Raw genomic sequence first — 24,433 nt, 5'->3', positions numbered from 1 at the left:
CGGCGTCCCTGCCCGCCAACGCTCGTGATCGGCGTACCTTTACCGCCCATTAACCCTAACCGGACAATAACAAGCGTCGACTCTTGAAGTCTGGCGGCGTCGGCCGGGCCAGTCGAAGGTATATGCTCCGCGATGAAAAGCACTGGCCCCCTATTTTGCGCGCTGCTTGCCGTGTCCGTGCTTGCCGGCTGCACCAGCTACAAGCCTGCCCCGGCCGCGTTTCACAAGATCCTGGACGAGCCCTACCGCCTCGGTGCCGGCGACCGCATCCGCGTGACCGTGTTCGAGCAGGAAGGCCTGACCAATACATACAGCGTCGACCAGTCCGGCTATCTGTCCTTCCCGCTTGTCGGGGCGATCCCGGCGCGCGGCCATACGGCCCAGCAGCTTGAAGGCGAGATTGCAGCCAAGCTTCGCCAGGGTTATCTGCGCGATCCGGACGTATCGGTCGAGATCGACCGCTACCGGCCGATCTTCGTCATGGGCGAAGTCGGCGCGGCCGGCCAGTATTCCTATGTTCCGGGCCTGACGGTGCAAAAGGCCGTGGCCATTGCGGGCGGCTATTCAGCCCGCGCCAACCAGGAGAGTGTCGACATCACGCGCGACGTCAACGGCAAGGTGATGACCGGACGGGTCACGACAACCGATCCGCTGCTGCCGGGCGACACCGTCTATGTTCGCGAACGCCTCTTTTGATGTCTTGACGACGTGAGGGAAAAACTTCGGATCGTTCACTGCTTCCGATCGCCGGTCGGAGGTATTTTCCGGCATGTGCGCGATCTGACGGAGGCGCAGATCGCCGCAGGGCACGATGTTGGCATCGTTTGCGATTCAAGCACCGGCGGCGAACTTGAGGAACGCCTGTTCGCACAGATGCAAGGCCAGTTGGTGCTTGGTGTCCACCGCACGCCCATGCAGCGCCATATCGGACCGGGCGACATCGCCTCGGCGTGGCGCACGTACAGAATCGTCAAAAAATTGCAGCCGGACGTGCTCCATGGGCACGGCGCCAAGGGCGGAACCTATGCGCGCCTGTTCGGCTCACTGTTGCGGGTTTTCAGGTATCGCGTAGCCCGCCTTTATTCGCCGCATGGCGGCAGCCTGCACTATTCCGCCGACACGCTGACGGGATGGCTGTTCTTCACCATCGAGCGGCTGATGAGCCGGTTTACCGACACGCTGCTGTTCGTTTCCGAGTATGAGCGACGCGCCTATCGCGAGAAGGTCGGCGAACCGCCGGTGCCCAACCGCCTCGTCTACAACGGCTTGCGCGCGGCTGAGTTCGAACCCGTCGATACGGATGCCGACGCCGCGGACCTGCTCTATATCGGCATGATGCGCGACCTGAAGGGGCCGGACATCTTCATCGACGCGGTGGCACAGGCCGAAAAGCGACTTGGCCGCAGCCTCGCCGCCGTCATGGTCGGAGACGGCGACGGCCTGCCCCGCTACAGGGCGCAGGCCAGGCGGCTCGGCCTGGAAAACCGCATCCGCTTCCTTGCGCCGATGCCGGCGCGCCAGGCGTTTGCGCTGGCAAGGCTCGTGGTCGTGCCTTCGCGGGCGGAAGCCATGCCCTACATCGTCCTGGAAGCGCTAGCCGCCGGCAAGCCGATGATCGCCACCGCCGTCGGCGGCATTCCGGAGATTTTCGGTGCTAACTCCCCTGCCCTTATCGAACCGGATGCCGGGCAACTCGCGGAAAAACTGTGCGGCGCGCTCGCCGATCTCGCTGCCTTCAAGGCAGAAATGCCCGACCTGACCCAACTGAAGGCGCGCTTTGGAGCCGATGTTATGGCCGCCGAGATCGAGAAAGCGTATCTTCTCGCCCTTCAGGACAATCCCGCAAAGTCGAAGTGAGCGTGGCAAGAAGCTCCAAAGCGACCGGTTCCTTCAACCGTTTCTTAGCTGTCCTTTGATACCGTCGTGCGGAACGCACACAGGCCGCGCAGCACAATTTGATGAATGAAATAGATCCCGCTAGCCGCTTCTCACAGGACGCGGTGCGCAAATTCGAGGGGCCGCTGGACGCCAGCAAGCCGCTTGGCCTGAACGCTGTCGCCAGTCAGGTCGCCTCGCAGTACCGGCGCGATACCATGTCCCCGGTGATGGTCAGCGGCGTGCTGCGGCTTGTCGAATTCGGCCTGCTGTTCCTGTCCGGCCTGACCGTCTATTTTTTCTATCTCGGCTTTTTTAGCCATCTTGCATGGCAATATCCGCTGGCCATCGCCGCCACCTCGCTTCTGACCGTGGTGTTGCTGGAAATCAGCGATTGCTACCAGATCGCCGCGCTGATGCGGCCGCTCCGCAGCCTGGGACGCGTCGCGCTGACATGGGCGGCGAGCTTCGCGCTGATGGCTCTGGTGGCCTTCCTGATAAAAACGTCGGAGAGCTTCTCGCGCCTGCTGTTCGGCATCTGGTTCGCGGTCGGCTTCGTGCTGATCTTCTGCCTGCGCCTGTTCTTGTCGAAGCTCATCCGGCGCTGGGCGCGCGACGGGCGCATGGAGCGGCGGGCCGTCATCGTTGGCGGCGGCAAGTCCGCCGAACTCCTGATCCGCTCCGTCGAGCAGCAGCCCTATAACGATATCCGCATCTGCGGCATCTTCGATGACCGCGACGACACCCGCTCGCCGCCGATCGTCGCCGGCTACCCGAAACTCGGCACCATTTCGGAGCTGATCGCCTTTGCCCGCATCGCGCGCATCGACATGATGATCGTGTCGCTGCCGCTCACCGCCGAAACGCGGGTCCTGCAGCTTCTCAAGAAGCTGTGGGTGCTGCCGGTCGACATTCGCCTTTCCGCGCATTCCAACGCGCTGCAATTTCGGCCGCGCTCCTATTCCTACATCGGCTCGGTGCCGATGCTGGATATTTTCGACAAGCCGATCAACGATTGGGACTCGGTCGCCAAGCGCGCCTTCGACATCTTCTTTTCCATTTTCGGCATCGTCGTCTTCTCGCCGATCATGCTGGCCACGGCCATCGCCATCAAGCTGGACAGCAAGGGGCCGGTGCTGTTTCGCCAGAAGCGGCACGGTTTCAACAACGAAGTGATCGAAGTCTACAAATTCCGCTCCATGTATGTCGAACAGGCGGACCCGAGCGCCAAGCAGGCGGTGACGAAGAACGATCCGCGCGTTACCCGCGTCGGCCGCTTCATCCGCAAGACGTCGATCGACGAACTGCCGCAGTTTTTCAACGCGCTGTTCGGCTCGCTGTCGCTGATCGGGCCGCGCCCGCACGCGATTGCGGCCCAGTCGCACAACCTGCTCTACAACGAAGTCGTCGACGGCTATTTCGCCCGCCACCGGGTCAAGCCGGGGGTTACCGGCTGGGCGCAGATCAATGGCTGGCGCGGCGAAATGGATACCAACGAAAAGATCCGCAAGCGCACCGAATACGACCTGTACTACATCGAGAACTGGTCTCTGCTGTTCGATCTCCGAATACTTTTCCTCACGCCGGTTCGTCTGCTCAACACGGAAAACGCGTATTGAGCGCCGTCGCGCACGAACTTTCGCCGGCGGCGGTCAACGCCAAGCTGATCGCGCTGATTTCCGCCGGGGCCGTCTTCGTCGGCATTTTCCTATCGGGCTTCGTCATTCACGAACCGGCGCCCTACGACCGCTACATGGCCGGCCTGATCGCGGTGTGGGCGCTGTTTGGCCTGCGCATTTCGCGCGCCGCCCTGCCCATGCTGGTGCTGCTGGTGACGATGAACATCGGCGGCATGATCTCCATGACGCAAATGGCCGATCTCGCCTCGACGCCGCTTTATCTGGCCGTCTCGCTATTTCTGGCCTTCACCGCGGTCTTCTTCGCCGCCGTCACCGAAGCGCGCCCCGATCTCTACCGGTTGGTCTTCCAGGCCTATGTGGCGTCGGCGGTGATAACCTCGATCCTCGGCATCGCCGGCTATTTCCACGCCTTTCCGGGCGCGGAGATGTTCACCAAATACGACCGCGCCGCCGGTGCATTCCAGGACCCGAACGTGTTCGGGCCGTTCCTCGTCCTGCCCGGCATCTACCTGCTCTACCGACTGCTCACCGGGCCCGTCTCGCGCATGCCGCTCGTCGCCATGCCGCTTTTGATCATCAGCGCCGGCATCTTCTTTTCCTTCTCGCGCGGCGCATGGGGCATGTTCGCCGTCTCGGCCGTCCTGCTCACCGGGGCGCTTTTCCTGCAGAGCACCAGCGGCGCGTTCCGGCTGCGCGTCGTGGTCATGAGCGTAGCTGTGATCTCGTTGCTGATCCTGGCGATGATCGTGCTGCTGCAATTGCCGGGCGTATCGGAAATGTTTTCCAACCGCGCCCATCTGGAGCAAAGCTACGATACGGCGCGCCTCGGCCGCTTCGCCCGCTATGCGATCGGCTTCCAGATGGCGATGGAGCATCCGTTCGGCATCGGCCCGCTCGTCTTCGGCACCATCTTCGGCGAGGACACCCACGACATCTGGCTGAAAGCGCTGCTGGACTATGGCTGGCTGGGGTTCGCCTCGTTCCTGACGCTGACGCTGTGGACCATCGCGGCAGGGTTCCGCATCCTGCTGCGCGACCGGCCGTGGCAACCCTATCTGCTATGCGCCTATGTGGCCTTCATCGGCAACATCGCCCTTGGCACCGTCATCGACATCGACCACTGGCGGCATCTCTATCTGCTGCTCGGCCTGGTGTGGGGGGCTATCGCGCTGGAATATCGCCATCGGCGCGAGCTTTCGCCCGACCTGAACACTGGCCGTACTCCAGCTTAAAGCCGTGGCTGAAAATTCTGAAAAGCGGTGATCGGACTTTTGGGGGCAAGTCCTAGTCTTCAAATGGTCGGAGTGGCCGGATTCGAACCGACGACCCCTTGACCCCCAGTCAAGTGCGCTACCGGGCTGCGCTACACTCCGGACCGGTCGCGATGTATCGTGATTACCGCGTGCGGGTCAACCCAATTCAGCTCGATCCCGTGAAAGATCGGCCTTGGCCGGACTGGATGCTCAGGCTGCCGTCATGCGGGGATGATCGGTCGCCCAAGTCTACGCTGGCCTGCTGCCAAGCCTAAACGCAAACAGCCCGCCGGTGCAAAACGCGCTGGCGGGCTGTCGAGTGACAAAATTGCGAAAAAAGATTAGAAAACGACGGTCTTGTGTCCGTTCAGCATGACGCGGGCCTCGACGTGGTATTTAACGGCGCGCGCCAGTACGCGGCTCTCGATATCGCGGCCGGCGGCGACGAAATCGTCGGCGTTCATCGCATGCGTCACCCGCTCCGTCTCCTGCTCGACGATCGGACCTTCGTCCAGGTCGGCGGTCACGTAATGCGCAGTGGCGCCGATCAGCTTGACGCCGCGCTCATAGGCCTGATGGTAAGGCTTGGCGCCCTTGAAGGACGGCAGGAACGAGTGGTGGATGTTGATGATCTTGCCGTAAAGCCGCTTGGAAACGTTGTCGGACAGCACCTGCATGTAGCGGGCGAGCACCACCAGATCGGCATCCGTGTCGCGCACCAGCTTCAACAGTTTCTCGTCGAGTTCGGGCTTGTTGTCCTTGGTCGCCTTCCAGAAATGATACGGCACGCCTTCCAGTTCGGCGGTGGCGCGGCTGTCCTCATGATTCGAGACGATGGCCACCACATCGGCGTTCAGCCAGCCGACCTTGACTTGGTAAAGCAGGTGCAGCAGCGCATGGTCGAATTTTGAGACCATGATGATGATCTTCGGCTTGCGGGCCTTGTCGGTGATCGTGGTCTTGATTCCGAAGCGGTCGACGGCCGGCTTGATCGAGCGCGTGATGTCATCGACGGTCTTGGCGGCATCGGCCGAAAACTGGATGCGCATGAAGAACTGGCCGGTCTGGTGGTCCCAGTACTGGTTGCTTTCCAGGATGTTCGCGCCGATCGCGGCCAATTCCGTCGTAACGGCGGCAACGATGCCGGACTGGTCGACGCAGTTGAGAGTCAGGATGAAGGCTCTGTCGTTCATGGGATAGGCGTCCGAATTTGAGTTCGAGAATCTGGCCGGTCTTCAGTGCTGTAATAGGTACTCAGACATAACGATGTTCGCCTGAAACCGACATCCACAAACCGTTATTTTGACTGCCCTGACAGAACAAGCCCTGGTTATCCACGAAAAAGGCACGCTCAAGAGCGCGCCTTTTTATTCCCTTGCCGCCGAGGCGGGGTGCGGAAACGCTCAGCGGCGACTAAACAGCATGGCGGCCACCAGCCCGACCACCACCAGCCCGACGGCAGCGGCCGTGGCGGGATGGTCGCGGGCGGTATCCTCGATCGCCCTTGCACGCTTGCGCAGAGAGGGCAGGTGCTCGCCGATGCGACCGGCCAGATCCGAATACGTCTCCCATGCCGCGTCGCGGCCGTCCTCGTAATAGGCGGCGCCGCGCTTCGAAGCGGCCTTCTTCAACGCCGCCAGTTCCTTCGAAAGCGATGCAATCTGCCTGTCGAGATCGATGTCGGTCATATTCGAGAACGATGCCATGGGATTTCCTTCTTTGCCAGAAGGGAGATAAACGGCCCCGATGGCCGATTGTTCCTTGGAGCAATTGCCGGAAAAACGGACACAGTCGCGGGTGACGCGGAAGCGCCCACCGCTCCGCATGGTAGCCGGCAATATACGGCGTCAGCGTACCTGGTCGAGCAGGCGCTTGCACTCCAGCAGGTCGAACAGCGCTTCCTGCAGCAGCGCGCGGTTGTCGCGCGAAAGTTTGGTGGCGTCGGACTGGACCGGGCCATCCTCCTCGCCCTTGCCGAGGCCGAAAAAGCGCCTACTCGGCTTTACCCGTGGCTGACCGACGAGCATCTCCTCATCGGTTCCGCGCGGCTGTGCCGCCGGCGTCAAGGGTGCTGCATCGGCCAGCTTGCGCTGCGAAATCGCCTCGACGGCGGCCATATCGCCATTGCCGATGGCGACGAGGAACTGGTTGCCGTTTTCGCGCAGCAGTTTCTGCACGCCCTTGATCGTATAGCCCTGATCGTAAAGCATGGTGCGGATGCCCTTGATCAGTTCGACATCCTGCGGCCGGTAGTAGCGGCGGCCGCCGCCGCGCTTCATAGGCTTGATCTGCGTAAAACGCGTTTCCCAGAAGCGCAGCACATGCTGCGGCAGGTCGAGGTCTTCGGCGACCTCGCTGATGGTGCGGAAGGCATCGGGGCTCTTGTCCATGGGCGAAATCCTCACGCTGGACGGCGATCCGGCTCTTCGTGACCGAATCGAGCCTTATTTCAGCGGTTTACGCGGCAACATTCAAGCCTGGCATTCGTTGCGCGGCCTGTTTTCAACCGCGCAGTCCGCTATTTCTCGTTCTTGGCCTTGCTGTTTTGATGCGAGCGCAAGATACGGCTCTTCAGCACGTTGGAGGCCTTGAAGGTCATGACCCGGCGCGGCAGGATCGGCACTTCCTCGCCGGTCTTTGGATTGCGGCCGATGCGTTCGTTCTTCGAACGGACGTGAAACGTGGCGAAAGACGACAATTTTACCGTCTCGCCGCGTATGATCGCCTCGCAAATCTCGTCCAGCACTGCCTCAACCAGTTCCGCCGATTCGGTGCGCGATAATCCGACCTTGCGATATACGGCTTCAGCTAGGTCGGCGCGCGTAAGTGTCTTTCCCCCCATGCAACCGTCCCATCCGCTTAAAAATAAAATTCATCTTGGCAACGCTAGAGCGTAAGTAATTGATCCGGCAAGGTCAAGGACCGAACCCACGGGTTCTCCACCTCACCAGCGAACCAGCACCGCGCCCCATGTAAAGCCGCCGCCCATCGCTTCAAGCAGGACGAGATCGCCCTTCTTGATGCGGCCATCGCCGACGGCCACCGAAAGCGCCAGCGGAACCGATGCCGCCGACGTATTACCGTGCAGATCGACCGTCACAACTACTTTTTCTTCGGCAATCCCAAGCTTCTTGGCGGAAGCGTCAATAATTCGTTTATTGGCCTGATGCGGCACGAACCAATCCAGGTCGTCAGCCGTAATGCCGGCTTGCGAAAACGTCGCCTCGATCACGTCGGTTATCATGCCGACCGCGTGCTTGAACACTTCCCGGCCTTCCATCCTCAGATGGCCGACCGTGCCCGTCGTCGACGGTCCGCCGTCGACATAGAGCTTGTCCTTGTGGGTGCCGTCGGAGCGCAGGCTCGCCGCCAGCACGCCGCGATCGGCAATAGTGCCCTGCCCTTCGCCTGCCTCCAGCACCAGCGCGCCGGCGCCGTCGCCGAACAGGACGCAGGTGGAGCGGTCGCTCCAGTCGAGAATACGCGAAAAGGTCTCCGAGCCGATCACCAGCACGCGCCTGGCCATGCCGCCGCGAATGTAGAGGTCGGCCGTGCTCACGGCATAGACGAAGCCCGAGCATACCGCCTGCATGTCGAAGGCGAAGCCGTGGCGCATGCCGAGCCTGTTCTGGATTTCCACGGCGGTCGCGGGAAAGGTATTGTTCGGCGTCGATGTCGCCAGCACGATCAGGTCGATGTCGTCCGGGGTCAACCCGGCCGCATCGAGTGCCGCGCGCGCGGCCGCCTCGCCCAGCGAAGCCGTCGTCTCGTCGTCGGCTGCGATGTAGCGCTGGCGGATGCCGGTGCGCTGCGCGATCCATTCGTCGGACGTCGCGACCATGCCTTCGAAATCGGCATTCTTCATGATGCGGCGTGGCAAAGCCGCACCCGAGCCGCGCACAAGCGATCTGATCAAAGGCTTTTCCTATTCTTTCTCGTCGGTGGCGGCACCCGCTCTCTTGAGCGCTCCGGCATGCGGGTTGCGCGCATGGAACAGGTCGAGATCGGCTTCGATTCGGTCGAGAAGCCGGTTGCGCACCATATCGTAGCCAAGTTCGACCGCGGCCGCGAATCCGTTCGAATCGGCCCCGCCATGGCTTTTCACCACAATGCCGTTCAAGCCGAGGAAAACGCCGCCATTGGAGCGGCCGACATCCAGCTTTTCACGCAAGCGGTTGAAGGCGCCACGGGCGAAGATATAGCCGATCCGCGCCATCAGCGTGCGGCTCATCGCTTCGCGCAGATATTGGGCAAACTGCCGCGCCGTGCCTTCGGCCGTCTTCAGCGCGATATTGCCGGAAAAGCCCTCGGTGACCACGACATCCACCACGCCCTTGCCGATATCGTTGCCCTCGACGAAGCCGCGATAGTCCATGGACGCCATGTTGGCCTCGCGCAGCATGCGCCCGGCTTCCTTGACCTCTTCCTGTCCCTTGATCTCTTCCACGCCGACATTGAGCAACCCAACGGTCGGACGTTCGATGCCGAAGACCGAGCGCGCCATGCCGTTGCCCAAAATGGCGAAATCGATGAGTTGGTGGGCGTCCGCCCCGATGGTGGCGCCGACATCCAGCACCACGGTTTCGCCGCGCAGCGTCGGCCAGATCGCAGCGATAGCCGGCCGGTCTATCGTCGCCATGGTGCGCAGGCAGAACTTCGACATCGCCATCAGCGCGCCGGTATTGCCGGCGGAAATGCAGACGTCCGCCGTGTCGTTCTTGACCGCCTCGATCGCCTTCCACATCGACGATTTCCAGCGCCCGTTGCGCAAGGCCTGGCTGGGCTTGTCGTCCATGCGGACCGCGACCTCGCAATGGACAAGTTCGCTGACCTCGGCCAGCTTCGGGTATCGAGCCAGGATCGGCCGCACGATTTCTTCACGTCCGTAGACGACGAAACGGATATCGGCGCGTCGGCTGGCGACCGTCATCAGGGCCGGTATGACCACGTCCGGCCCATGATCGCCGCCCATGGCATCGATAGAAATCCTGATCACTCGATATTCATCTCACATTTGCCTCGGCTCTCGCGGCGGTTCGGCGAAAATAGCGGTTTTGCGCTGCCGCACAACCGGCATTATCCATGTTCGCCAAGGTTTCAGGATTTTCCGAGCAGCGAGCGGAGCTTTTGCTGGAATTCGTTTTCTTCCTTCTGGCCTTCATCGCCGCCGGCGTCCAGCGCCACGCCGGTCTTGCGCGGATACGGGTCGATCGCCAGCCCGAAGAGTTGCTCTGCCAGCGCACCCACATCCACCGTATCGCCGGAAAACGTTTCCGGACTGTCGGGGCCATCGGCATCGATCAGGATCTCTCCCCCGTCATCGAAGCCATGGCGGGCAAGCTTGGAATCCTGCGGCAGAAAAAGCCCTTCCACCGGTTCGTTGATATGGGCCGCCACCGGTTCAAGCGTGACCACGCAGGCCTGTGTGATGTCGGCTTCGACGCGGCCGGCGATCCGGATGCCGTTGCGTTTCCACGGCACGACCTGCAAATCGGCGCGCCATGCCTCCACCGACAGCAACCCATGCTCCGCCGCCAGTTCGGCGCGCTGGGCCGGATCGGCCTCGACAACCACCCGCACGCCCTTTTGCGGCAGACGGGCGACATGAACGCCGAAGGAAACCGGGCTTTTGGGGGCTGCATCGCTCATTTCAACGCTCCTTCACGCAGCCTGCGCAACCGGAAAGGAAAGCTTTCCCGAACAGATAGCGTCGGAGGCTTGCGCGGCCAGGTCCTTTTGCGCGCGCATGGCATAGGCGGCGAGGCGCTCGGCCTGCGCCCAGTTTTCCTTGTCCGGCGTGACATTTCGCGTCAGCGCCGCCGCCAGCGACGCACCATCGCCGCGTTCCAGCGAATCGGCATAGGCGGCGGTCCGGCCGTAATACATCTTGGCCAGTTTCTTCATGCGCTTGGGAACGCCGACGTCGCTGATGCCCAGTTCCCGCAGCGAATGCTCCACATCCATGAAGAACTCGTCGATCAGCACCTGCGCAATCGCCTGCGACGCACCCTGCTCGCCGTGCAGCCGGTGCTGAAACAGAAACATATGCAGAGACAGCATCTCGAAGCGGCCCATCGGCGTGTCCGGGACGTTCCAATCGGAATAAAACGGCTTCTGCCGCGCCGCTGCCACGATTACCTCGTAGAGCGCCTCGGTGATAGCACGGTTGGCTTGGCTTTCGCGGCCAAACAGACGCTTGAACATGGAGGAGCAGTCTCCCGGAGGCTGTTTGTTGGGGTGGCGTTGTTGCATCGGCAGCTAAGCTGGTTTACCGGTTTTGCCGCGCCGTGCAAGCCGGCCGATCTGATGGAGTTGTTATTGCGCCCGCATAAATTCAAGCCGGTAGGTTCGCAAGGCTCGGCATTCTCGCCGAAATCCTTTGGATTGCTCTCGATGCTGGTGGCCGCCTCAGTGCTGTCTGCCTGCAACACGTCCAAGACATTCGGCGACCTCACTCCCGGCGAAACGCTGACCCAGGGTTATATCGTCGACCAGCAATCGCTGGACCTCGTCCCGGTCGGCTCCAGCCGTGAGCAGGTGTTGCTGGCACTTGGCAGCCCGTCGACGACCGCTACCTTCGACAATGAGGTGTTTTACTACATTTCGCAGACGCGCAGGCGCTCCGTCGCCTTTGCCAAGCCGAAGCTTGTCGACCAGAAAGTGCTGGCCGTCTATTTCGGCAAGGACGGACGCGTTTCCCAGATCGCCAATTACGGCCTCAAGGACGGCAAGGTGTTCGATTTCGTCTCACGCACCACCCCAACGGGCGGCAAGGACCAGAACTTCCTGGCGCAAGTCATCCAGGGTGCTGGCAAGCTGACGCCGGCCGGCGCCGGCGACATGATCGGCAATGGCGGCATGTAGGCCGCCGGCCGCCGCTGACGACGTTCAGTCCCACTCTTTTTTCAACCACAATAGCAAAAGCCCCGCAGGATCGCTCCCGCGGGGCTTTTGATTCATACTCGACCGGATCAGGCGGCGTGCGCCAGAACCGCCAGCAAGAGCAGGGCGACGATGTTGGTGATCTTGATCGCCGGGTTCACCGCAGGGCCAGCCGTGTCCTTGTAGGGATCGCCGACCGTATCGCCGGTCACGGACGCCTTGTGCGCGTCCGAGCCCTTCAGGTGCTTGACGCCGTCCTTGTCGGTAAACCCGTCTTCGAACGACTTTTTGGCATTGTCCCATGCGCCGCCGCCGGATGTCATCGAGATGGCGACGAACAGGCCGTTGACGATAACGCCGAGCAAAGAGGCACCGAGCGCCGCAAAGGCCGAGGCCTTGGAGCCGGAGATCAACAACACGCCGAAATAGACGACGAGCGGCGCCAGCACCGGCAACAGCGACGGGATGATCATCTCCTTGATCGCCGCCTTGGTGAGCAGGTCGACCGCGCGCGCATAGTTCGGCTTGGACGTTCCGGCCATGATGCCCGGATCCTCGCGGAATTGCTTACGCACCTCTTCGACGATGGCGCCAGCTGCGCGGCCCACCGCCGTCATGGCGATGCCGCCGAACAGGTACGGGATGAGACCGCCGAAGATCAGGCCGGCGACGACATAGGGGTTGGACAGGTCGAAGGAGACCTCGCCCATGTCCTTGAAGTAGGGGAATTTGTCGCCATTGGCGGCAAAGAACTTCAAATCGTTGGCGTAGGCTGCAAACAGCACCAGCGCGCCGAGGCCGGCCGAGCCGATGGCGTAGCCCTTGGTGACGGCCTTGGTGGTGTTGCCGACCGCATCGAGCGCGTCGGTGGACTGGCGCACTTCTTTCGGCAGGCCAGCCATTTCAGCGATGCCACCGGCGTTATCGGTGACCGGACCGAAGGCATCGAGCGCCACGATCATGCCGGCAAGGCCGAGCATGGTGGTGACGGCGATCGCCGTGCCGAACAGGCCGGCAAGCTGGTAGGTCGAGATGATGCCGCCGATGATGACGATGGCCGGCAGTGCCGTCGATTCCAGCGAGACAGCAAGCCCCTGAATGACGTTGGTGCCGTGGCCGGTAACCGACGCCTGGGCGATCGAGTTGACCGGACGCTTGTTGGTGGCGGTGTAGTACTCGGTGATGACCACGATCAGGCCCGTCACTAGCAGACCGATGAGGCCGCAGATGAACAGGTTCTGGCCGGTGACCATCATGTCGTTGGCGGTGCCGACGTCGCCCCAGCCGATGGTCAGCGAGGTGGCGGCACCTAGCCCAACCACCGACAGGATGCCGGTGACGATCAGGCCCTTGTAAAGCGCGCCCATGATCGAGCCGTTGGAGCCGAGCTTGACGAAGAAGGTGCCGATGATCGACGTGAGGATGCACGCGCCGCAAATGGCGAGCGGATAGAGCAGAACTTCCGACAGAAGCGGATTGCCGGAGAAGAAGATCGCGCCCAGAACCATGGTGGCGACGACGGTCACCGCATAGGTTTCGAACAGGTCAGCAGCCATGCCGGCGCAGTCGCCGACATTGTCGCCGACATTGTCGGCGATGGTGGCCGGGTTGCGTGGGTCGTCTTCCGGGATACCGGCCTCGACCTTGCCGACGAGATCGCCGCCGACATCCGCACCCTTGGTGAAGATACCGCCGCCGAGACGGGCGAAGATCGAGATCAGCGATGCGCCGAAGCCGAGAGCGACGAGCGCGTCGATGACTGGACGTGGAATCTGGTTATCGACAATGGCGTAGCCCGCCGGACCGGTCAGCACCCAGTAGTAGACGGAGACGCCGAGCAGGGCGAGACCAGCCACCAGCATGCCGGTGATGGCGCCCGACTTGAAGGCGATGTCGAGGCCGGCGGCAAGGCTGTTGGAAGCGGCCTGCGCGGTACGCACATTGGCGCGCACCGAGACATGCATGCCGATGAAGCCGGCAAGGCCGGACAGCACCGCGCCGATCAGGAAGCCGATTGCGGCTATGCCCGACAGCAGCCACCAGGCAAGCAGCAGCACGACCACGCCGACAATGGCGATGGTGGTGTACTGACGCGCAAGATAGGCCTGCGCACCTTCGCGGATAGCCGCGGAAATTTCCTGCATGCGTGCATTGCCCTGGTCGGCCGCGAGAACCGACTGTGTCGCCCAGATGGCGTAAAGGATCGAAAGCAAGCCGCAGGCAATGACGACGTAAAGCATAGTCATAGCCAGATCTATTCCTCGATTGATGGTCCGGAAGAACCCCTCCCCGGACGTTTGGACCCCGATGGGTGCGCTTTCCACAGGCGCGCCGTATCGACACACATGCGAACAGGTTCATTCGCGAACGTCAAGATATTGTTCGGTTTTCACCGGGTTTCCACCGGAATCGAGCGCAAGCGGCAGCGCCGGAAAAACGGGCGCTTGCTTATATCGATTTAAAGCCTTTCGGGAGGTGCTGCGATTCGGGCCGGCGGGGACGGATATGCCCCGCTCAGGCAGTCTGGCGGCGGCTCATCAGGCGCTGCGCCGCCAGCAGCGCAAGGCAAAGTCCGGCGACAGGCAGCACGATCACGGCCAGCATTTCCCAGCCCCAGGCGTTATAGACCGCACCCGACATCAGCGATGCAAAGGCGACGGAAGAGAACAGCACGAAGTCATGAAAGCCCTGCGCCTTGCCCTTCTCCTCGGAGCGGTAACAGGACGCGACGATCGAGGTCGCGCCGATGAAGGCGAAGTTCCAGCCGAGGCCAAGCAGGACCAGCGCCGTCCAGAATTGCCAAAGATGGATGCCGGACAAGGCCACTGCCGAACAGGCGATCAGCAACGCGAAGCCCGAGGTGACGATGGCCGTCGCGCCAAAGCGGTGAATGAGCCGGCCGGTGAAAAAGCTCGGTGCGAACATGGCCATCACATGCCATGAGATGCCAAGGGTCGCCTGATCCGACGAGAAGCCGCAGCCGACCATAGCCAGCGGCGCTCCGGTCATGACGAAGGTCATCATGGAATAGGAGCCGACGGCGCACAAAAGCGCCACCGCGTAGCGCGGCTGCGAGATAATCTCGATCAGCGGCCGTCCGGTGTCTCTGGTCGCCTGCTCCGTCTTGATCCGCGTGCGGGCGGGCAGGAAAAACAGGATCGCTCCGCCTATTGCCGACAAGCCGATGAGGGCGACGAAAGACCCGGCGAACGGCACGGGAGCCAGAAGATCGTGCGTGAAGATGACGGTCTGCGGCCCCAGCACCGCGGTGACGATGCCGCCCGCCAGCACCAGCGAAATGGCGCGCGCCTTGAATTCCGGCGGCGCATTGTCGGCGGCGGCGAAGCGAAACTGCTGGACGAAAGCGTTGCCGACGCCAACGACCGCGAGGCCGAAGGCGAACAGCCAGAAGCTGGACTGGAAAAGCGCGATCGCCGCGATCAGCCCGCCGAGCGCTGCAACGCCGGACCCCGTCATGAAGCCGTCGCGATGGCCGAGCCGGCGGATGATGGCGGCTGCCGGCAAGGCGCCGACCGCGAGGCCGACGCTGTAGCCGGTGAGCGGCGCGGTCGCCAGCGATTTGTCCGTGCCGAGCATGAAGTAGCCGGCCAGCGCGCCAAGCGCAAAACAGATCGGACCGGCCGAGCCGAGCACGGCCTGCGCTGCGGACAGGACAATGGCCGTGCGGCGCGCATCGCCCTGGTTGAGGGCGGCAGTCATATCCTGGCCGGAGGCACTCAAAGGGCGTCCTTGCCCCGCCCCTCGCCGCGCACCCGGCGCGACACGCGATCCAGCACCGCATTGACCAGCTTCGGCTCGTCTTCGGTGTAGAACGCCTTGGCGATGTCGACATATTCGGAGACGATGACGGCAACCGGCACGTCGGCGCGCTTCATCAGTTCGAAGACGCCGGCGCGCAAAATGGCCCGCAAGGTCGAATCGAGGCGCGAAAGCGGCCAATCCTCGGTCAGCGCCTGCCGGATAATCGGATCGACGGTCTTCTGGTTTTCGACGACGCCGGAAAGAATGGCGCGGAACCACTGGGCGTCGGCTTCAAGGTAGAGCGCGCCGTCCACTTCCTTGCCGAGCCGGAACGCTTCGTATTCGGCGGTGATTTCGAATACGCCGCTGCCGGCGACGTCCATCTGGTACAGCGCCTGCACGGCGGCAAGCCGGGCGGCGCCGCGTTTGTTGGCGGTTCGGATGACGGGTCCCGGCGCTATGGGTTCGCTCACGCGTCCGCTCCCAAACGCTCCTTGAGCGCGATCATGGTCAGTGCCGCTCGGGCCGCAAAGCCGCCCTTGTCGCCTTCGCTGCGCTTGGCGCGCGTCCATGCCTGCTCGTCGTTTTCCGTGGTCAGGATGCCGTTACCGATGGCCACCGCCTCCTGGATGGAAAGGTCCATGAGGGCGCGGCTGGATTCATTGGCGACGATCTCGAAATGATAGGTGTCGCCGCGAACGACCGTGCCCAGCGCTACGAACCCGTCATAGGCGGTTCCGCCTTCGGCAGCGCCGTCCAGCGCAAAGGTGATGACGGCGGGGATTTCCAGCGAACCCGGAACGGTGACGACATCGTAGGTCGCTCCCGCTTCCTTCAACGCTTCGACCGCGCCGTCGAGCAAGGCGTCGGCCAGATCGTCGTGGAAGCGCGCCTCGACGATGAGCAGGTGCGCCTTCTTCTTCGGGCGGATGAACGCCTTGCCGTGTTGGGATGTACCAGCCATGAATGCTCTCCAGAGAGCGCGTGACTTAGGCCGAAGGCGCAGCATTCGCAAGCGGAAGATTGGTTTGGCCTACTACCGATCCTCCCGTACATGCCACAAACTCAGCACATAGATTGCCGAGTTCACTACCTCGTATCGAATCTCGTAATTGCCGGCGATTATGTGACGAACCTCGCGTGGTGCGAATTCCTCCAATCGCTCGCCGATACGCGGATACTGAAGAAGACGTTCAGGCGCAGCCGTCAAGGATTGAACGACACGCGCCGCCGCCTGTGCATTCAGCGGGCTGAGAAAATCGTGGAGCCGGGCCAGATCGGCAAGCGCCCGACCGGTCCACTCCAGTTGCATTATCGCGGGGCCGGCAACGGTGTGTCCGTGCCCAGACTTTCGGCCCATGCCTTTACCAACTGGTGATCGACGACACGGCCACGATCCACATCAGCCAGGGCTTCGAGGGTGAGACGTCGCCGCTCCTCTTCCTGTTCGACCCAGGCGGCAAGCGCCTGCTTGACGATCCAGCCGCGCGGGCGCTCCAGCCGCGCCGCCATCTGGTCGACCTTGTCCGCCAGCGGTAGCGGAACGTGCGCGGTAATCACTCTGGTTTCCATGGGAACGTTCCCTAATCAGGCTCAATCATACCGATTAAAGTTGATTAAGTCGACTCTCCATCCCGTCCCTACAGCCCTTCTCGCGCCGCATCAGCCAGCCGCGCGGCGTAGCGGGCCATGGTGTCGATCTCGAGATTGACCCGGTCGCCGACCGCGCGTTCGCCCCAGGTGGTCACGGTCAGCGAATGGTGGATCAACAGCACGTCGAAGCGCACACCATCGACCTTATTGACGGTCAGCGAGGTGCCGTCGAGCGCTACGGAGCCTTTCGGCGCGATGAATTTCGCCAGTTCGCGCGGCGCTTCCAGCGTGAAGCGCACGGCGTCGCCCTCGTCCTTGCGCGCCACGATCGTCGCCATGCCATCGACATGACCGGAAACGATATGACCGCCAAGCTCGTCGCCGATCTTCAGCGCCCGCTCCAGGTTAATGCGCAAGCCGGCCTTCCAGTCCGAGGCGGTCGTCAGCCGCAGCGCTTCTTCCCAGGCCTCGACCTCGAACCAGCGCGCATTGGAATCCTGTAGCGGCAGCGCGGTGACCGTCAGGCAGACCCCGCCGCAGGCGATGGAAGCCCCGATGGCGATGGTTTTGGGATCATAGGCGGTGTCGATGCGCAGGCCGATGCCTTCTTTCAGCGGCTTGACGGAGGCCACGGTGCCAATATCGGTGACAATTCCGGTAAACATCAAAGAGCCCTTATCCATTCGGCGCAACTATCGTCGCCAAAACGCATGTCGCGCGATTTGCGAAAGCCGGTCGGTATGTGGCCGGCGTCGATGGGCGAGGCGATACCTTCTGCACCGATCTCGTCCACGCCCTGAAACAGCACGATGCGGTCGACCAGATCCTCGTCGAGAAAAGCCCTGGCTGTCGCAGCCCCCCCTTCAACCAGAACGCTCAGCATGCCCAGCGCCGCCAGATCCTCCATCAATTCCGGCAAGGCGATGCAATCGTCATGCGTGTCGGTGCCGATGAACCGCACGCCGCGCCGCTCCAGCGCGGTCTTGCGACCCGCTTCAGCGTCTTGCGATATGGCGACATAAAGCGGCACACGGTTGGCGCCGGCGACCAGTTTCGAGGTTTCAGGCAGCCTGATTTGGCGATCGAGCACGATGCGCACCGGCGAGCGGTTCTCCAGCCCCGGCAGCCGCACGGTCAGCGCCGGGTCGTCTTCCAGCGCGGTGCCGACGCCGATGAGGATGGCATCGGCTTGCGTGCGCATCATCTGCACTTCGCGGCGCGCAATCTCGCCGGTTACGGTCACCTGCCCCTGCCCGCGCAAGCCGATCTTGCCGTCGCTAGAAAGCGCAAGCTTCAGAACCACTTCCGGCCGCTTCTTGAGAGATCGAATCAGATAGCCGGCCATCTGGTCGGCAGCTTGGGAAGCCAGCACCTTCTCCGTCACCTCGATGCCGGCGGCGCGCAGGATGGCATAGCCCTTGCCGGAGACGCGCGGATCGGGATCGCTGGCGGCACCAACGACGCGGGCGATGCCCGCGTTGACGAGGGCATTGGCGCAAGGCGGCGTGCGGCCGTGATGCGCGCACGGCTCAAGCGTGACATAGGCGGTGGCGCCGCGCGCCAGGTCGCCGGCCTCGGCCAAGGCTTCCGCTTCGGCATGCGGCCGGCCGCCAATGGCCGTGACGCCCGCTCCGACGATCATCGGTCCGGCGCCGTCGTCGCGCACGATCAGGGTGCCGACGGACGGGTTGGTCGCGGTACGCCCGGCGTTCCTGCGCGATAGCCGCAGCGCCGCCGCCATGTAGCGGCGATCCGTGTCTTCCTGTGTTGGCTTGCCTGCTTCGGCCATCCTTCAGCCGGCGTCCTCGTCGCCCTTCAGTTCGCCCAGCACGTCGTGGAAATCCTTGGCTTCGCGGAAATTGCGATAAACCGAGGCAAAACGCACATAAGCGACATCGTCGAGCGATTTCAGCGCTTCCATCACCAAACGCCCCACCTCGCCGGAAGCCACTTCCGTTTCGCCGGAGCTTTCCAGTTGGCGCACGATGCCGGTGACGGCGCGGTCGATGCGCTCGGGATCGACATTGCGCTTGCGCACCGCGATCTCGACCGAGCGCAACAATTTGTCACGATCGAACGGCACTTTTCGCCCCGACTTCTTCACGACCACGAGGTCGCGAAGCTGTACCCGCTCAAAGGTGGTGAAGCGGCCGCCGCAATCCGGGCAGACGCGCCGCCTGCGGATCGCGGAGCCGTCCTCGGCGGGCCGGGAATCCTTCACCTGTGTATCTTCGGACTGGCAATAAGGGCAGCGCATGGTCGGATGGGGCCTCGCGATTCTGACTATGGAGAAGGCTTAAAGCCTTTCAGCGCGCCTGCAAACATGCAGACGGCCTCGCCATCAGGAGATAGCGAGGCCGCGCGACAATTTCTATGACGATGTTCAGCCGAGATACGAATACATCGGGAAACGGTCCGTCAACGCGACGACCTTCTTTTTGACGGCAGCCTCGACGGCCGCGTTGCCCTCATCGGAATTGGCGGCTTTCAAGCCGTCCAGAACCTCAGCGATCAGATGGCCGATTTCGCGGAATTCGGCCTCGCCGAAGCCGCGCGTGGTGCCGGCCGGCGTGCCGAGACGAACACCGGAAGTGACGAACGGCTTTTCCGGGTCGAAGGGAATGCCATTCTTGTTGCAGGTGATGTTGGCGCGGCCCAGCGCCTGCTCGGCGCGCTTGCCGGTGGCGTTCTTTGGGCGCAGATCGACCAGCATCAGATGGTTGTCGGTGCCGCCGGAGACGATGTCGAGGCCGGTATCCTTGAGGCTAGCGGCCAGCGTCTTGGCGTTGGTCGCGACGTTTTGCGCGTAAAGCTTGAATTCTGGCTTCAGCGCTTCGCCCAGCGCAATCGCCTTGGCGGCGATGACATGCATCAGCGGGCCGCCCTGAAGGCCCGGAAACACCGCCGAATTCATCTTCTTGGCGATGGCTTCGTCGTTGCACAGGATCATGCCGCCGCGCGGGCCGCGCAACGATTTGTGCGTCGTGGTTGTGACGACATGGGCGTGCGGCAGCGGCGAAGGATGCACGCCGCCGGCAACCAGACCGGCGATGTGGGCCATGTCGACCATCAGGTAAGCGCCGACCGCGTCGGCGATCTCGCGAAAACGCTTCCAGTCCCAGACGCGCGAATAGGCGGTGCCGCCGGCCAGGATCAGCTTCGGCTTGGTCTCATGCGCCAGCTTCTCGATGGCGTCCATGTCGAGCAGATGATCGTCGGGGCGCACGCCGTAAGAGACGACCTTGAACCACTTGCCGCTCATGTTGACCGGCGAACCGTGCGTCAGGTGCCCGCCCGAATTGAGGTCGAGGCCCATGAAAGTGTCGCCCGGCTGCAGCAGGGCCAGGAACACGGCCTGGTTCATCTGGCTGCCGGAATTGGGCTGGACGTTGGCGAAGTTGCAACCGAACAGCTTTTTGGCTCGCTCGATGGCGAGTTCTTCCGCCACGTCGACGAACTGGCAGCCGCCATAATAGCGCTTGCCCGGATAGCCCTCGGCATATTTGTTGGTCATGATCGAGCCCTGCGCCTCGAGCACGGCGCGCGAGACGATGTTTTCGGAGGCGATCAGTTCGATCTCGTGGCGCTGGCGGCCGAGTTCGTTGCGGATGGAGCCGAAAATTTCGGGATCGACATCGGCAAGGGGGGTTTCGAAAAAGGCGTCGCGTGTCTGGGCTGCCGATGCAATGACCATGTCTTGGAATTCCTCGCTGTCCAATAGTGCGCCGCAATTAACACAGTTGGGGGCGGCTTGCCACGTGTGCCACGCGAAGTCTGCTAGCCGAAATGCGCCAAACGCCGCAGTTCCGCCATTGAATGCGTTTCGAGCACAGCAAGAGCCAGAAAGCGTCCGTCTGGCAGATCGCTGATTCCGGTCTATATGAGGGCTTCGGAACCGGCGTCACGGTTTGGAGCAGTCCTTAATGCCTCATGATTTCCAGGCGGATATCGATACGATCGATAGCATCGACGCTGTATCGACCATTCTCGACGTGGTTTGTCGCACCACAGGCATGGGCTTCGCGGCCGTCGCGCGGGTGACGGAGAGCCGCTGGATCGCCTGCAAGGTTCTGGACAGCCTCGATTTCGGCCTCGAACCGGGCAGTGAATTGAAGGTCGAGGCGACCATCTGCAACGATATTCGCGAGAGCCGCGCGCCGATCGTCATCAGCAACACGGCCGAGCACGAAACCTATTCCAGCCATCCCGGCATGGCGGCGTGGCAGTTGAAAAGCTACATCTCGATACCGATCATCCGCCGCGACGGCCGGTTTTTCGGGACGCTCTGCGCAATGGGACCTCACCCCGCAAACCTGAACAATCCCGAAACCATCGGCATGTTCACGCTTTTCGCCGAACTCATCGCCTCCCACCTCGATACCAGGGAACAGCTGATGACGGTGAAGGCCGATTTGGCGCACGAACGCGAACTGTCGGAACTGCGCGATCAGTTCATCGCGGTGCTCGGCCATGACCTGCGCAATCCGGTCTCATCGATAGATTCAGGCGCAAAGATGCTGTTGCACATGCCGCTCGACGCCAAATCCCGAAAAATTCTGCATTTGATGCAAGGTAGCGTCGTGCGCATGCGCGGCCTGATCGACAATGTGCTTGACTTTGCCCGCGCGCGCCTTGGCGGCGGCGTCACGCTCGACACCAGCAGAACCCTGCTACCCGTCCAGGACCTGCTGGAACAGGTTCTTGGCGAAATCCGCTCCATCGAGCCGGGGCGCGAAATACAGGCTGACTTTTCGCTGACCGACCCCATCGAGGTCGATCACGCACGGCTTGGACAGCTGTTTTCCAATCTTCTCGCGAATGCGCTGGTCTATGGCGACAGCAGCGTGCCGGTCAGGATGGGCGCCCTCACCCGTGACGGATATTTCGAACTGTGGGTCTCGAACGCCGGCGAGCCTATTCCCGCAGCCATGCTCGACAATCTGTTCAAGCCGTTCTTTCGTGGAACCGTCCGGCCAAGCCAGCAGGGCCTGGGGCTCGGCCTCTACATCGCCTCGGAAATCGCACGCGCCCATGGCGGCACGCTGACGGTGCTGTCCAATAGGCAGGAGACCCGCTTCACCTTCAGGATGCCCCTGCATCCCGCTCAACCGATTGCCTACGCGCAATAAAAAAAAGACCGCTTTCGCAAGCGGCCTTTTTTTTCAAAGTGAAACGGATCAAAGCGCCGAGGTGATCTGCAATTCCTGGGCGCCGTCCCAGCCATAAACGTCGTCGCGGAACTGCACGACACCCTCGCCCGTCGACCAGGCCGACACGTAAAGGAAATGCACCGGGACGGGATTGGTCACGACGACAGGCTGGTTCTCGCCGGTCTTGATGGCGGCCTCGAAATGCTGGCGATCCCAGCCCGGTGTGTCGCGCAGGATCCAGGTTACGAGATCGCGCACGTTCTGCACGCGCACGCAGCCCGACGAATCAAAACGCATGAGGTTGTTGAACAGGCTCTGCTGCGGCGTGTCGTGCATATAGACGCCGTCGGGGCTCGGGAAATTGATCTTCACCGACGCCATGGCGTTGTTGCTGCCCGGGTCCTGGCGGAAGCGATATTTGGTTGCCTCTTCCGTCGACCAGTCGACATTCAGCGGATCGACCTCGGTGCCGTCGGGCGCGAACAGGCGAATGTGGCTGTCCTTCAGATAATTCGGGTTCTTGCGCATCAAGGGAATGATATCCCGGCGCACGATCGACACCGGCGAGGTCCAATACGGATTGACGATGATCTCGTTGATCTTGGAATTGACGATCGGGGTCTGCCGGTCGATCTTGCCGACAATCGCGGTGTGGCGAAGCACCACGCGGCCGTTCTCCACCGCCTCGATCTGCGCGGCCGGAATATTGACGAGCACGTAGCGGTCGCCAAGCGTGCCGACCTTTTCGCGCAACCGCACAAGATTGGTTTCAAGCTGGCCAAGGCGCGTCTGGGCCGCCACATTCATGGCCGCGTAGGAAAACTTTCCAAGTACGCCATCCGACGGCAATCCATGGCGCAACTGGAAGCGCTTGACCGACGCGTCGACATAGGAATCGAACGATTGCGACAAGCCGGCGCTCTGCGGCAAATCTCCCGAAACCATCAGCCGCTTGCGCAGCGGCACGACGTCGGGGTCGATCACGCCAAGCTTGAGCTTTTTCGTATCGGGAACCTGCCCCCAACCGCCCTGGCCGACGATGCCCTGATATTGCGTAATCGCCTGTTCGGTGAAGGCAACCGTCTGCGGGCTGAAAATCGGCAGCGTCGAGGCGACCTTGGCGCCGTTGCTGACACGCGCGTCGAACGTATCGTCCCAATTGCCCTGACCGGCGGTTTTCAGGATGTCCTGAACGACGTCCTGGGCCCTGGCCCCTCCAGCGACAAGGGTGGCAGCGAGCGCGGAGGCCCCGGAAAGAAAAAAGCGACGGCTGGTGATCATGGACGTTCCAGACAATCTCGGTACTGTTTTGAAGGTTCGATCTGCAAAACCATTCGGCGATAGGGCTGACTTGCCTCTATTTTCGGTCGACAGTCTTAATAATCCGCCAACCATGCTCCCGTCGGTCCGGCATCAACGTTCGCCGGCAGTGCGGGTTCCAGGCAGCACCGCGCTTTCGCCGACATGCCTGCATTCTCGCTCTCACCCGAATATGGCGGCAACGTGGCGTTGCAGGCGTTGCGCAGGAGGTGCCGGCCAACAAAGTACGGGCCAGTGCCTTTTGTGCACCGGCCCGTCCCTGGCGTTATGGCGCGGACCGGCTTGCGGCCCGTATTTTCCAGACACACCGGCGGCAACGCGCCGGCCGATCACATGCGATAGGCGATGGTGTCGTTCCAGAAGCGGTCGAGCCGCTGCAAAGCGCGGTTCATCTGCTGGAACTCGTCGGTGTTGATGCCGCCCACCTGCTCGATCGAGCCGACATGGCGATCATAGAGCCCGGCAACCACTTCCGCCACCTCGGCGCCCTTCTCGGTCAGGCTGACGCGGACCGAACGGCGGTCGATGCGCGAGCGCTGGTGGTTGATGAAGCCCAGGTCGACCAGCTTCTTCAGATTGTAGGAGACGTTGGAGCCGAGATAGTAGCCGCGTGAGCGCAGTTCGCCGGCGGTCAGCTCCGAATTGCCGATGTTGAAGAGCAGCAGCGCCTGGATGGCGTTGATGTCGGAACGGCCGTTGCGGTCGAATTCATCCTTGATAACGTCGAGCAGGCGGCGGTGCAGACGCTCCACCAACTGCAGCGATTCCATATAGAGCGAACGGATTGCCTCGCGGCTTTCGTCGGCTACGGGTGCGGTCTTGGCCGCAGGACGCGAATTGATCATTGTCTTTGCCTCTCGTTTGTCGCCTGGTGATTTTTTGTTCTTCACCTTGATTGCGACACTATCGAATACTCATAAAATTCGACTTAAACGCCAAGGCTAACAAGAGCTTACCG

The 24,433-nt window shown here is 62.3% G+C and carries 26 protein-coding genes and 1 tRNA gene; 6 read left to right on the top strand and 21 right to left on the bottom strand.

What is annotated here, in order from left to right; translation table 11 throughout:
* The first annotated feature begins 132 nt into the window (after positions 1-132).
* From ACX3P1_RS05810 to ACX3P1_RS05795, 4 genes are all read left to right on the top strand, one after another.
* Positions 133-696: a polysaccharide biosynthesis/export family protein gene (locus tag ACX3P1_RS05810; protein ID WP_459078608.1), complete on the top strand. Its 564-nt coding sequence runs from the start codon at positions 133-135 to the stop codon at positions 694-696.
* 12 nt (positions 697-708) lie between these two features.
* A complete protein-coding gene (locus ACX3P1_RS05805; RefSeq protein WP_459078607.1) occupies positions 709-1,857 on the top strand; it encodes a glycosyltransferase in 1,149 nt (382 codons plus the stop codon).
* A 101-nt stretch (positions 1,858-1,958) separates the two neighbouring features.
* Positions 1,959-3,494, top strand: a complete 1,536-nt coding sequence (locus tag ACX3P1_RS05800) for an undecaprenyl-phosphate glucose phosphotransferase (protein WP_459078606.1) — start codon at positions 1,959-1,961, stop codon at positions 3,492-3,494.
* Positions 3,491-4,747: an O-antigen ligase family protein gene (locus ACX3P1_RS05795; RefSeq protein WP_459078605.1), complete on the top strand. Its 1,257-nt coding sequence runs from the start codon at positions 3,491-3,493 to the stop codon at positions 4,745-4,747. The genes ACX3P1_RS05800 and ACX3P1_RS05795 overlap by 4 nt, the downstream gene beginning before the upstream one ends.
* A gap of 64 nt (positions 4,748-4,811) precedes the next feature.
* Here the strand turns inward: ACX3P1_RS05795 and ACX3P1_RS05790 are convergent.
* The 9 genes from ACX3P1_RS05790 to ACX3P1_RS05750 all read right to left on the bottom strand — a co-directional run bounded on the left by ACX3P1_RS05790 (position 4,812) and on the right by ACX3P1_RS05750 (position 10,972).
* Positions 4,812-4,888, bottom strand: a tRNA-Pro gene (locus tag ACX3P1_RS05790).
* 221 nt (positions 4,889-5,109) lie between these two features.
* On the bottom strand, positions 5,110-5,961 hold the full coding sequence (gene purU / locus ACX3P1_RS05785) for a formyltetrahydrofolate deformylase (protein WP_459078604.1): 852 nt from the start codon (positions 5,959-5,961) through the stop codon (positions 5,110-5,112).
* 210 nt (positions 5,962-6,171) lie between these two features.
* Entirely contained in the window at positions 6,172-6,474 is a 303-nt protein-coding gene (locus ACX3P1_RS05780) for a hypothetical protein (RefSeq protein ID WP_459078603.1), read from the bottom strand.
* 141 nt (positions 6,475-6,615) lie between these two features.
* Positions 6,616-7,158: a MerR family transcriptional regulator gene (locus tag ACX3P1_RS05775; protein ID WP_459078602.1), complete on the bottom strand. Its 543-nt coding sequence runs from the start codon at positions 7,156-7,158 to the stop codon at positions 6,616-6,618.
* A gap of 128 nt (positions 7,159-7,286) precedes the next feature.
* The gene (locus ACX3P1_RS05770; RefSeq protein WP_459078601.1) at positions 7,287-7,610 is read right to left on the bottom strand and encodes an integration host factor subunit alpha; all 324 of its coding nucleotides are present in this window, start codon (positions 7,608-7,610) and stop codon (positions 7,287-7,289) included.
* A gap of 102 nt (positions 7,611-7,712) precedes the next feature.
* On the bottom strand, positions 7,713-8,684 hold the full coding sequence (locus tag ACX3P1_RS05765; protein ID WP_459078600.1) for a beta-ketoacyl-ACP synthase III: 972 nt from the start codon (positions 8,682-8,684) through the stop codon (positions 7,713-7,715).
* 9 nt (positions 8,685-8,693) lie between these two features.
* Positions 8,694-9,764: a phosphate acyltransferase PlsX gene (plsX, locus tag ACX3P1_RS05760; RefSeq protein ID WP_459078599.1), complete on the bottom strand. Its 1,071-nt coding sequence runs from the start codon at positions 9,762-9,764 to the stop codon at positions 8,694-8,696.
* Positions 9,765-9,865: 101 nt separating this feature from the next.
* Positions 9,866-10,417, bottom strand: a complete 552-nt coding sequence (locus tag ACX3P1_RS05755) for a YceD family protein (RefSeq protein WP_459078598.1) — start codon at positions 10,415-10,417, stop codon at positions 9,866-9,868.
* A gap of 12 nt (positions 10,418-10,429) precedes the next feature.
* A complete protein-coding gene (locus tag ACX3P1_RS05750; RefSeq protein ID WP_459078597.1) occupies positions 10,430-10,972 on the bottom strand; it encodes a ubiquinol-cytochrome C chaperone family protein in 543 nt (180 codons plus the stop codon).
* Positions 10,973-11,086: 114 nt separating this feature from the next.
* On the opposite strand from ACX3P1_RS05750, the gene ACX3P1_RS05745 reads away from it, so the two are divergent.
* Positions 11,087-11,632, top strand: a complete 546-nt coding sequence (locus ACX3P1_RS05745; protein WP_459078596.1) for an outer membrane protein assembly factor BamE — start codon at positions 11,087-11,089, stop codon at positions 11,630-11,632.
* Between the two features lie 107 nt (positions 11,633-11,739).
* Here the strand turns inward: ACX3P1_RS05745 and ACX3P1_RS05740 are convergent, their stop codons facing one another.
* The 10 genes from ACX3P1_RS05740 to glyA all read right to left on the bottom strand — a co-directional run bounded on the left by ACX3P1_RS05740 (position 11,740) and on the right by glyA (position 20,699).
* Positions 11,740-13,896, bottom strand: coding sequence for a sodium-translocating pyrophosphatase (locus ACX3P1_RS05740; RefSeq protein WP_459078595.1), 2,157 nt, complete (start codon positions 13,894-13,896; stop codon positions 11,740-11,742).
* Positions 13,897-14,164: 268 nt separating this feature from the next.
* Positions 14,165-15,370, bottom strand: coding sequence for an MFS transporter (locus ACX3P1_RS05735; RefSeq protein ID WP_459078791.1), 1,206 nt, complete (start codon positions 15,368-15,370; stop codon positions 14,165-14,167).
* A 17-nt stretch (positions 15,371-15,387) separates the two neighbouring features.
* Positions 15,388-15,885: a transcription antitermination factor NusB gene (gene nusB / locus ACX3P1_RS05730; RefSeq protein ID WP_459078594.1), complete on the bottom strand. Its 498-nt coding sequence runs from the start codon at positions 15,883-15,885 to the stop codon at positions 15,388-15,390.
* Positions 15,882-16,376 carry a 6,7-dimethyl-8-ribityllumazine synthase gene (locus tag ACX3P1_RS05725; protein ID WP_459078593.1) on the bottom strand — a complete coding sequence of 165 codons (495 nt, stop codon included), beginning with the start codon at positions 16,374-16,376 and terminating at the stop codon, positions 15,882-15,884. Before ACX3P1_RS05725 ends, nusB begins: the two co-directional genes overlap by 4 nt.
* Positions 16,377-16,448: 72 nt before the next feature.
* Positions 16,449-16,724: a type II toxin-antitoxin system RelE/ParE family toxin gene (locus tag ACX3P1_RS05720; RefSeq protein WP_459078592.1), complete on the bottom strand. Its 276-nt coding sequence runs from the start codon at positions 16,722-16,724 to the stop codon at positions 16,449-16,451.
* Positions 16,724-16,984 carry a CopG family ribbon-helix-helix protein gene (locus ACX3P1_RS05715; protein WP_459078591.1) on the bottom strand — a complete coding sequence of 87 codons (261 nt, stop codon included), beginning with the start codon at positions 16,982-16,984 and terminating at the stop codon, positions 16,724-16,726. Before ACX3P1_RS05715 ends, ACX3P1_RS05720 begins: the two co-directional genes overlap by 1 nt.
* 68 nt (positions 16,985-17,052) lie before the next feature.
* A complete protein-coding gene (locus tag ACX3P1_RS05710; protein WP_459078590.1) occupies positions 17,053-17,670 on the bottom strand; it encodes a riboflavin synthase in 618 nt (205 codons plus the stop codon).
* Positions 17,670-18,794, bottom strand: coding sequence for a bifunctional diaminohydroxyphosphoribosylaminopyrimidine deaminase/5-amino-6-(5-phosphoribosylamino)uracil reductase RibD (ribD, locus tag ACX3P1_RS05705; protein ID WP_459078589.1), 1,125 nt, complete (start codon positions 18,792-18,794; stop codon positions 17,670-17,672). The genes ACX3P1_RS05710 and ribD overlap by 1 nt, the downstream gene beginning before the upstream one ends.
* 3 nt (positions 18,795-18,797) lie before the next feature.
* A complete protein-coding gene (gene nrdR / locus ACX3P1_RS05700; RefSeq protein WP_459078588.1) occupies positions 18,798-19,262 on the bottom strand; it encodes a transcriptional regulator NrdR in 465 nt (154 codons plus the stop codon).
* Between the two features lie 126 nt (positions 19,263-19,388).
* A complete protein-coding gene (gene glyA, locus ACX3P1_RS05695) occupies positions 19,389-20,699 on the bottom strand; it encodes a serine hydroxymethyltransferase (protein ID WP_459078587.1) in 1,311 nt (436 codons plus the stop codon).
* Positions 20,700-20,928: 229 nt separating this feature from the next.
* Between glyA and ACX3P1_RS05690 the strand changes: the two genes are divergently transcribed.
* Positions 20,929-22,134 (top strand): GAF domain-containing sensor histidine kinase, encoded by a 1,206-nt coding sequence (locus ACX3P1_RS05690; RefSeq protein WP_459078586.1) that lies wholly within the window; start codon positions 20,929-20,931, stop codon positions 22,132-22,134.
* Between the two features lie 48 nt (positions 22,135-22,182).
* Here ACX3P1_RS05690 and ACX3P1_RS05685 read toward each other — a convergent pair whose 3' ends face one another.
* Positions 22,183-23,436: a L,D-transpeptidase family protein gene (locus tag ACX3P1_RS05685; protein WP_459078585.1), complete on the bottom strand. Its 1,254-nt coding sequence runs from the start codon at positions 23,434-23,436 to the stop codon at positions 22,183-22,185.
* A gap of 368 nt (positions 23,437-23,804) precedes the next feature.
* Positions 23,805-24,320, bottom strand: a complete 516-nt coding sequence (ldtR, locus tag ACX3P1_RS05680) for a transcriptional regulator LdtR (RefSeq protein ID WP_459078584.1) — start codon at positions 24,318-24,320, stop codon at positions 23,805-23,807.
* Positions 24,321-24,433: the final 113 nt, after the last annotated feature.

Source organism: Mesorhizobium sp. A623 (assembly GCF_054489405.1).
The sequence above is the reverse complement of the archived record's forward strand: the minus strand, read 5'-3'. Positions and strand labels throughout refer to the sequence as shown.

What these genes read in the sequence shown, in the direction of transcription:
- ldtR (WP_459078584.1), bottom strand. Translation starts at nt 24,320, where the DNA reads ATGATCAATTCGCGTCCTGCGGCCAAGACCGCACCCGTAGCCGACGAA.
- ribD (WP_459078589.1), bottom strand. Translation starts at nt 18,794, where the DNA reads ATGGCCGAAGCAGGCAAGCCAACACAGGAAGACACGGATCGCCGCTAC.
- ACX3P1_RS05750 (WP_459078597.1), bottom strand. Translation starts at nt 10,972, where the DNA reads ATGTTCAAGCGTCTGTTTGGCCGCGAAAGCCAAGCCAACCGTGCTATC.
- ACX3P1_RS05775 (WP_459078602.1), bottom strand. Translation starts at nt 7,158, where the DNA reads ATGGACAAGAGCCCCGATGCCTTCCGCACCATCAGCGAGGTCGCCGAA.
- ACX3P1_RS05740 (WP_459078595.1), bottom strand. Translation starts at nt 13,896, where the DNA reads ATGACTATGCTTTACGTCGTCATTGCCTGCGGCTTGCTTTCGATCCTT.
- ACX3P1_RS05685 (WP_459078585.1), bottom strand. Translation starts at nt 23,436, where the DNA reads ATGATCACCAGCCGTCGCTTTTTTCTTTCCGGGGCCTCCGCGCTCGCT.
- ACX3P1_RS05735 (WP_459078791.1), bottom strand. Translation starts at nt 15,370, where the DNA reads ATGACTGCCGCCCTCAACCAGGGCGATGCGCGCCGCACGGCCATTGTC.
- ACX3P1_RS05800 (WP_459078606.1), top strand. Translation starts at nt 1,959, where the DNA reads ATGAATGAAATAGATCCCGCTAGCCGCTTCTCACAGGACGCGGTGCGC.
- ACX3P1_RS05725 (WP_459078593.1), bottom strand. Translation starts at nt 16,376, where the DNA reads ATGGCTGGTACATCCCAACACGGCAAGGCGTTCATCCGCCCGAAGAAG.
- purU (WP_459078604.1), bottom strand. Translation starts at nt 5,961, where the DNA reads ATGAACGACAGAGCCTTCATCCTGACTCTCAACTGCGTCGACCAGTCC.
- ACX3P1_RS05710 (WP_459078590.1), bottom strand. Translation starts at nt 17,670, where the DNA reads ATGTTTACCGGAATTGTCACCGATATTGGCACCGTGGCCTCCGTCAAG.
- ACX3P1_RS05690 (WP_459078586.1), top strand. Translation starts at nt 20,929, where the DNA reads ATGCCTCATGATTTCCAGGCGGATATCGATACGATCGATAGCATCGAC.
- ACX3P1_RS05720 (WP_459078592.1), bottom strand. Translation starts at nt 16,724, where the DNA reads ATGCAACTGGAGTGGACCGGTCGGGCGCTTGCCGATCTGGCCCGGCTC.
- ACX3P1_RS05755 (WP_459078598.1), bottom strand. Translation starts at nt 10,417, where the DNA reads ATGAGCGATGCAGCCCCCAAAAGCCCGGTTTCCTTCGGCGTTCATGTC.
- ACX3P1_RS05715 (WP_459078591.1), bottom strand. Translation starts at nt 16,984, where the DNA reads ATGGAAACCAGAGTGATTACCGCGCACGTTCCGCTACCGCTGGCGGAC.
- ACX3P1_RS05810 (WP_459078608.1), top strand. Translation starts at nt 133, where the DNA reads ATGAAAAGCACTGGCCCCCTATTTTGCGCGCTGCTTGCCGTGTCCGTG.
- ACX3P1_RS05780 (WP_459078603.1), bottom strand. Translation starts at nt 6,474, where the DNA reads ATGGCATCGTTCTCGAATATGACCGACATCGATCTCGACAGGCAGATT.
- glyA (WP_459078587.1), bottom strand. Translation starts at nt 20,699, where the DNA reads ATGGTCATTGCATCGGCAGCCCAGACACGCGACGCCTTTTTCGAAACC.
- ACX3P1_RS05770 (WP_459078601.1), bottom strand. Translation starts at nt 7,610, where the DNA reads ATGGGGGGAAAGACACTTACGCGCGCCGACCTAGCTGAAGCCGTATAT.
- nrdR (WP_459078588.1), bottom strand. Translation starts at nt 19,262, where the DNA reads ATGCGCTGCCCTTATTGCCAGTCCGAAGATACACAGGTGAAGGATTCC.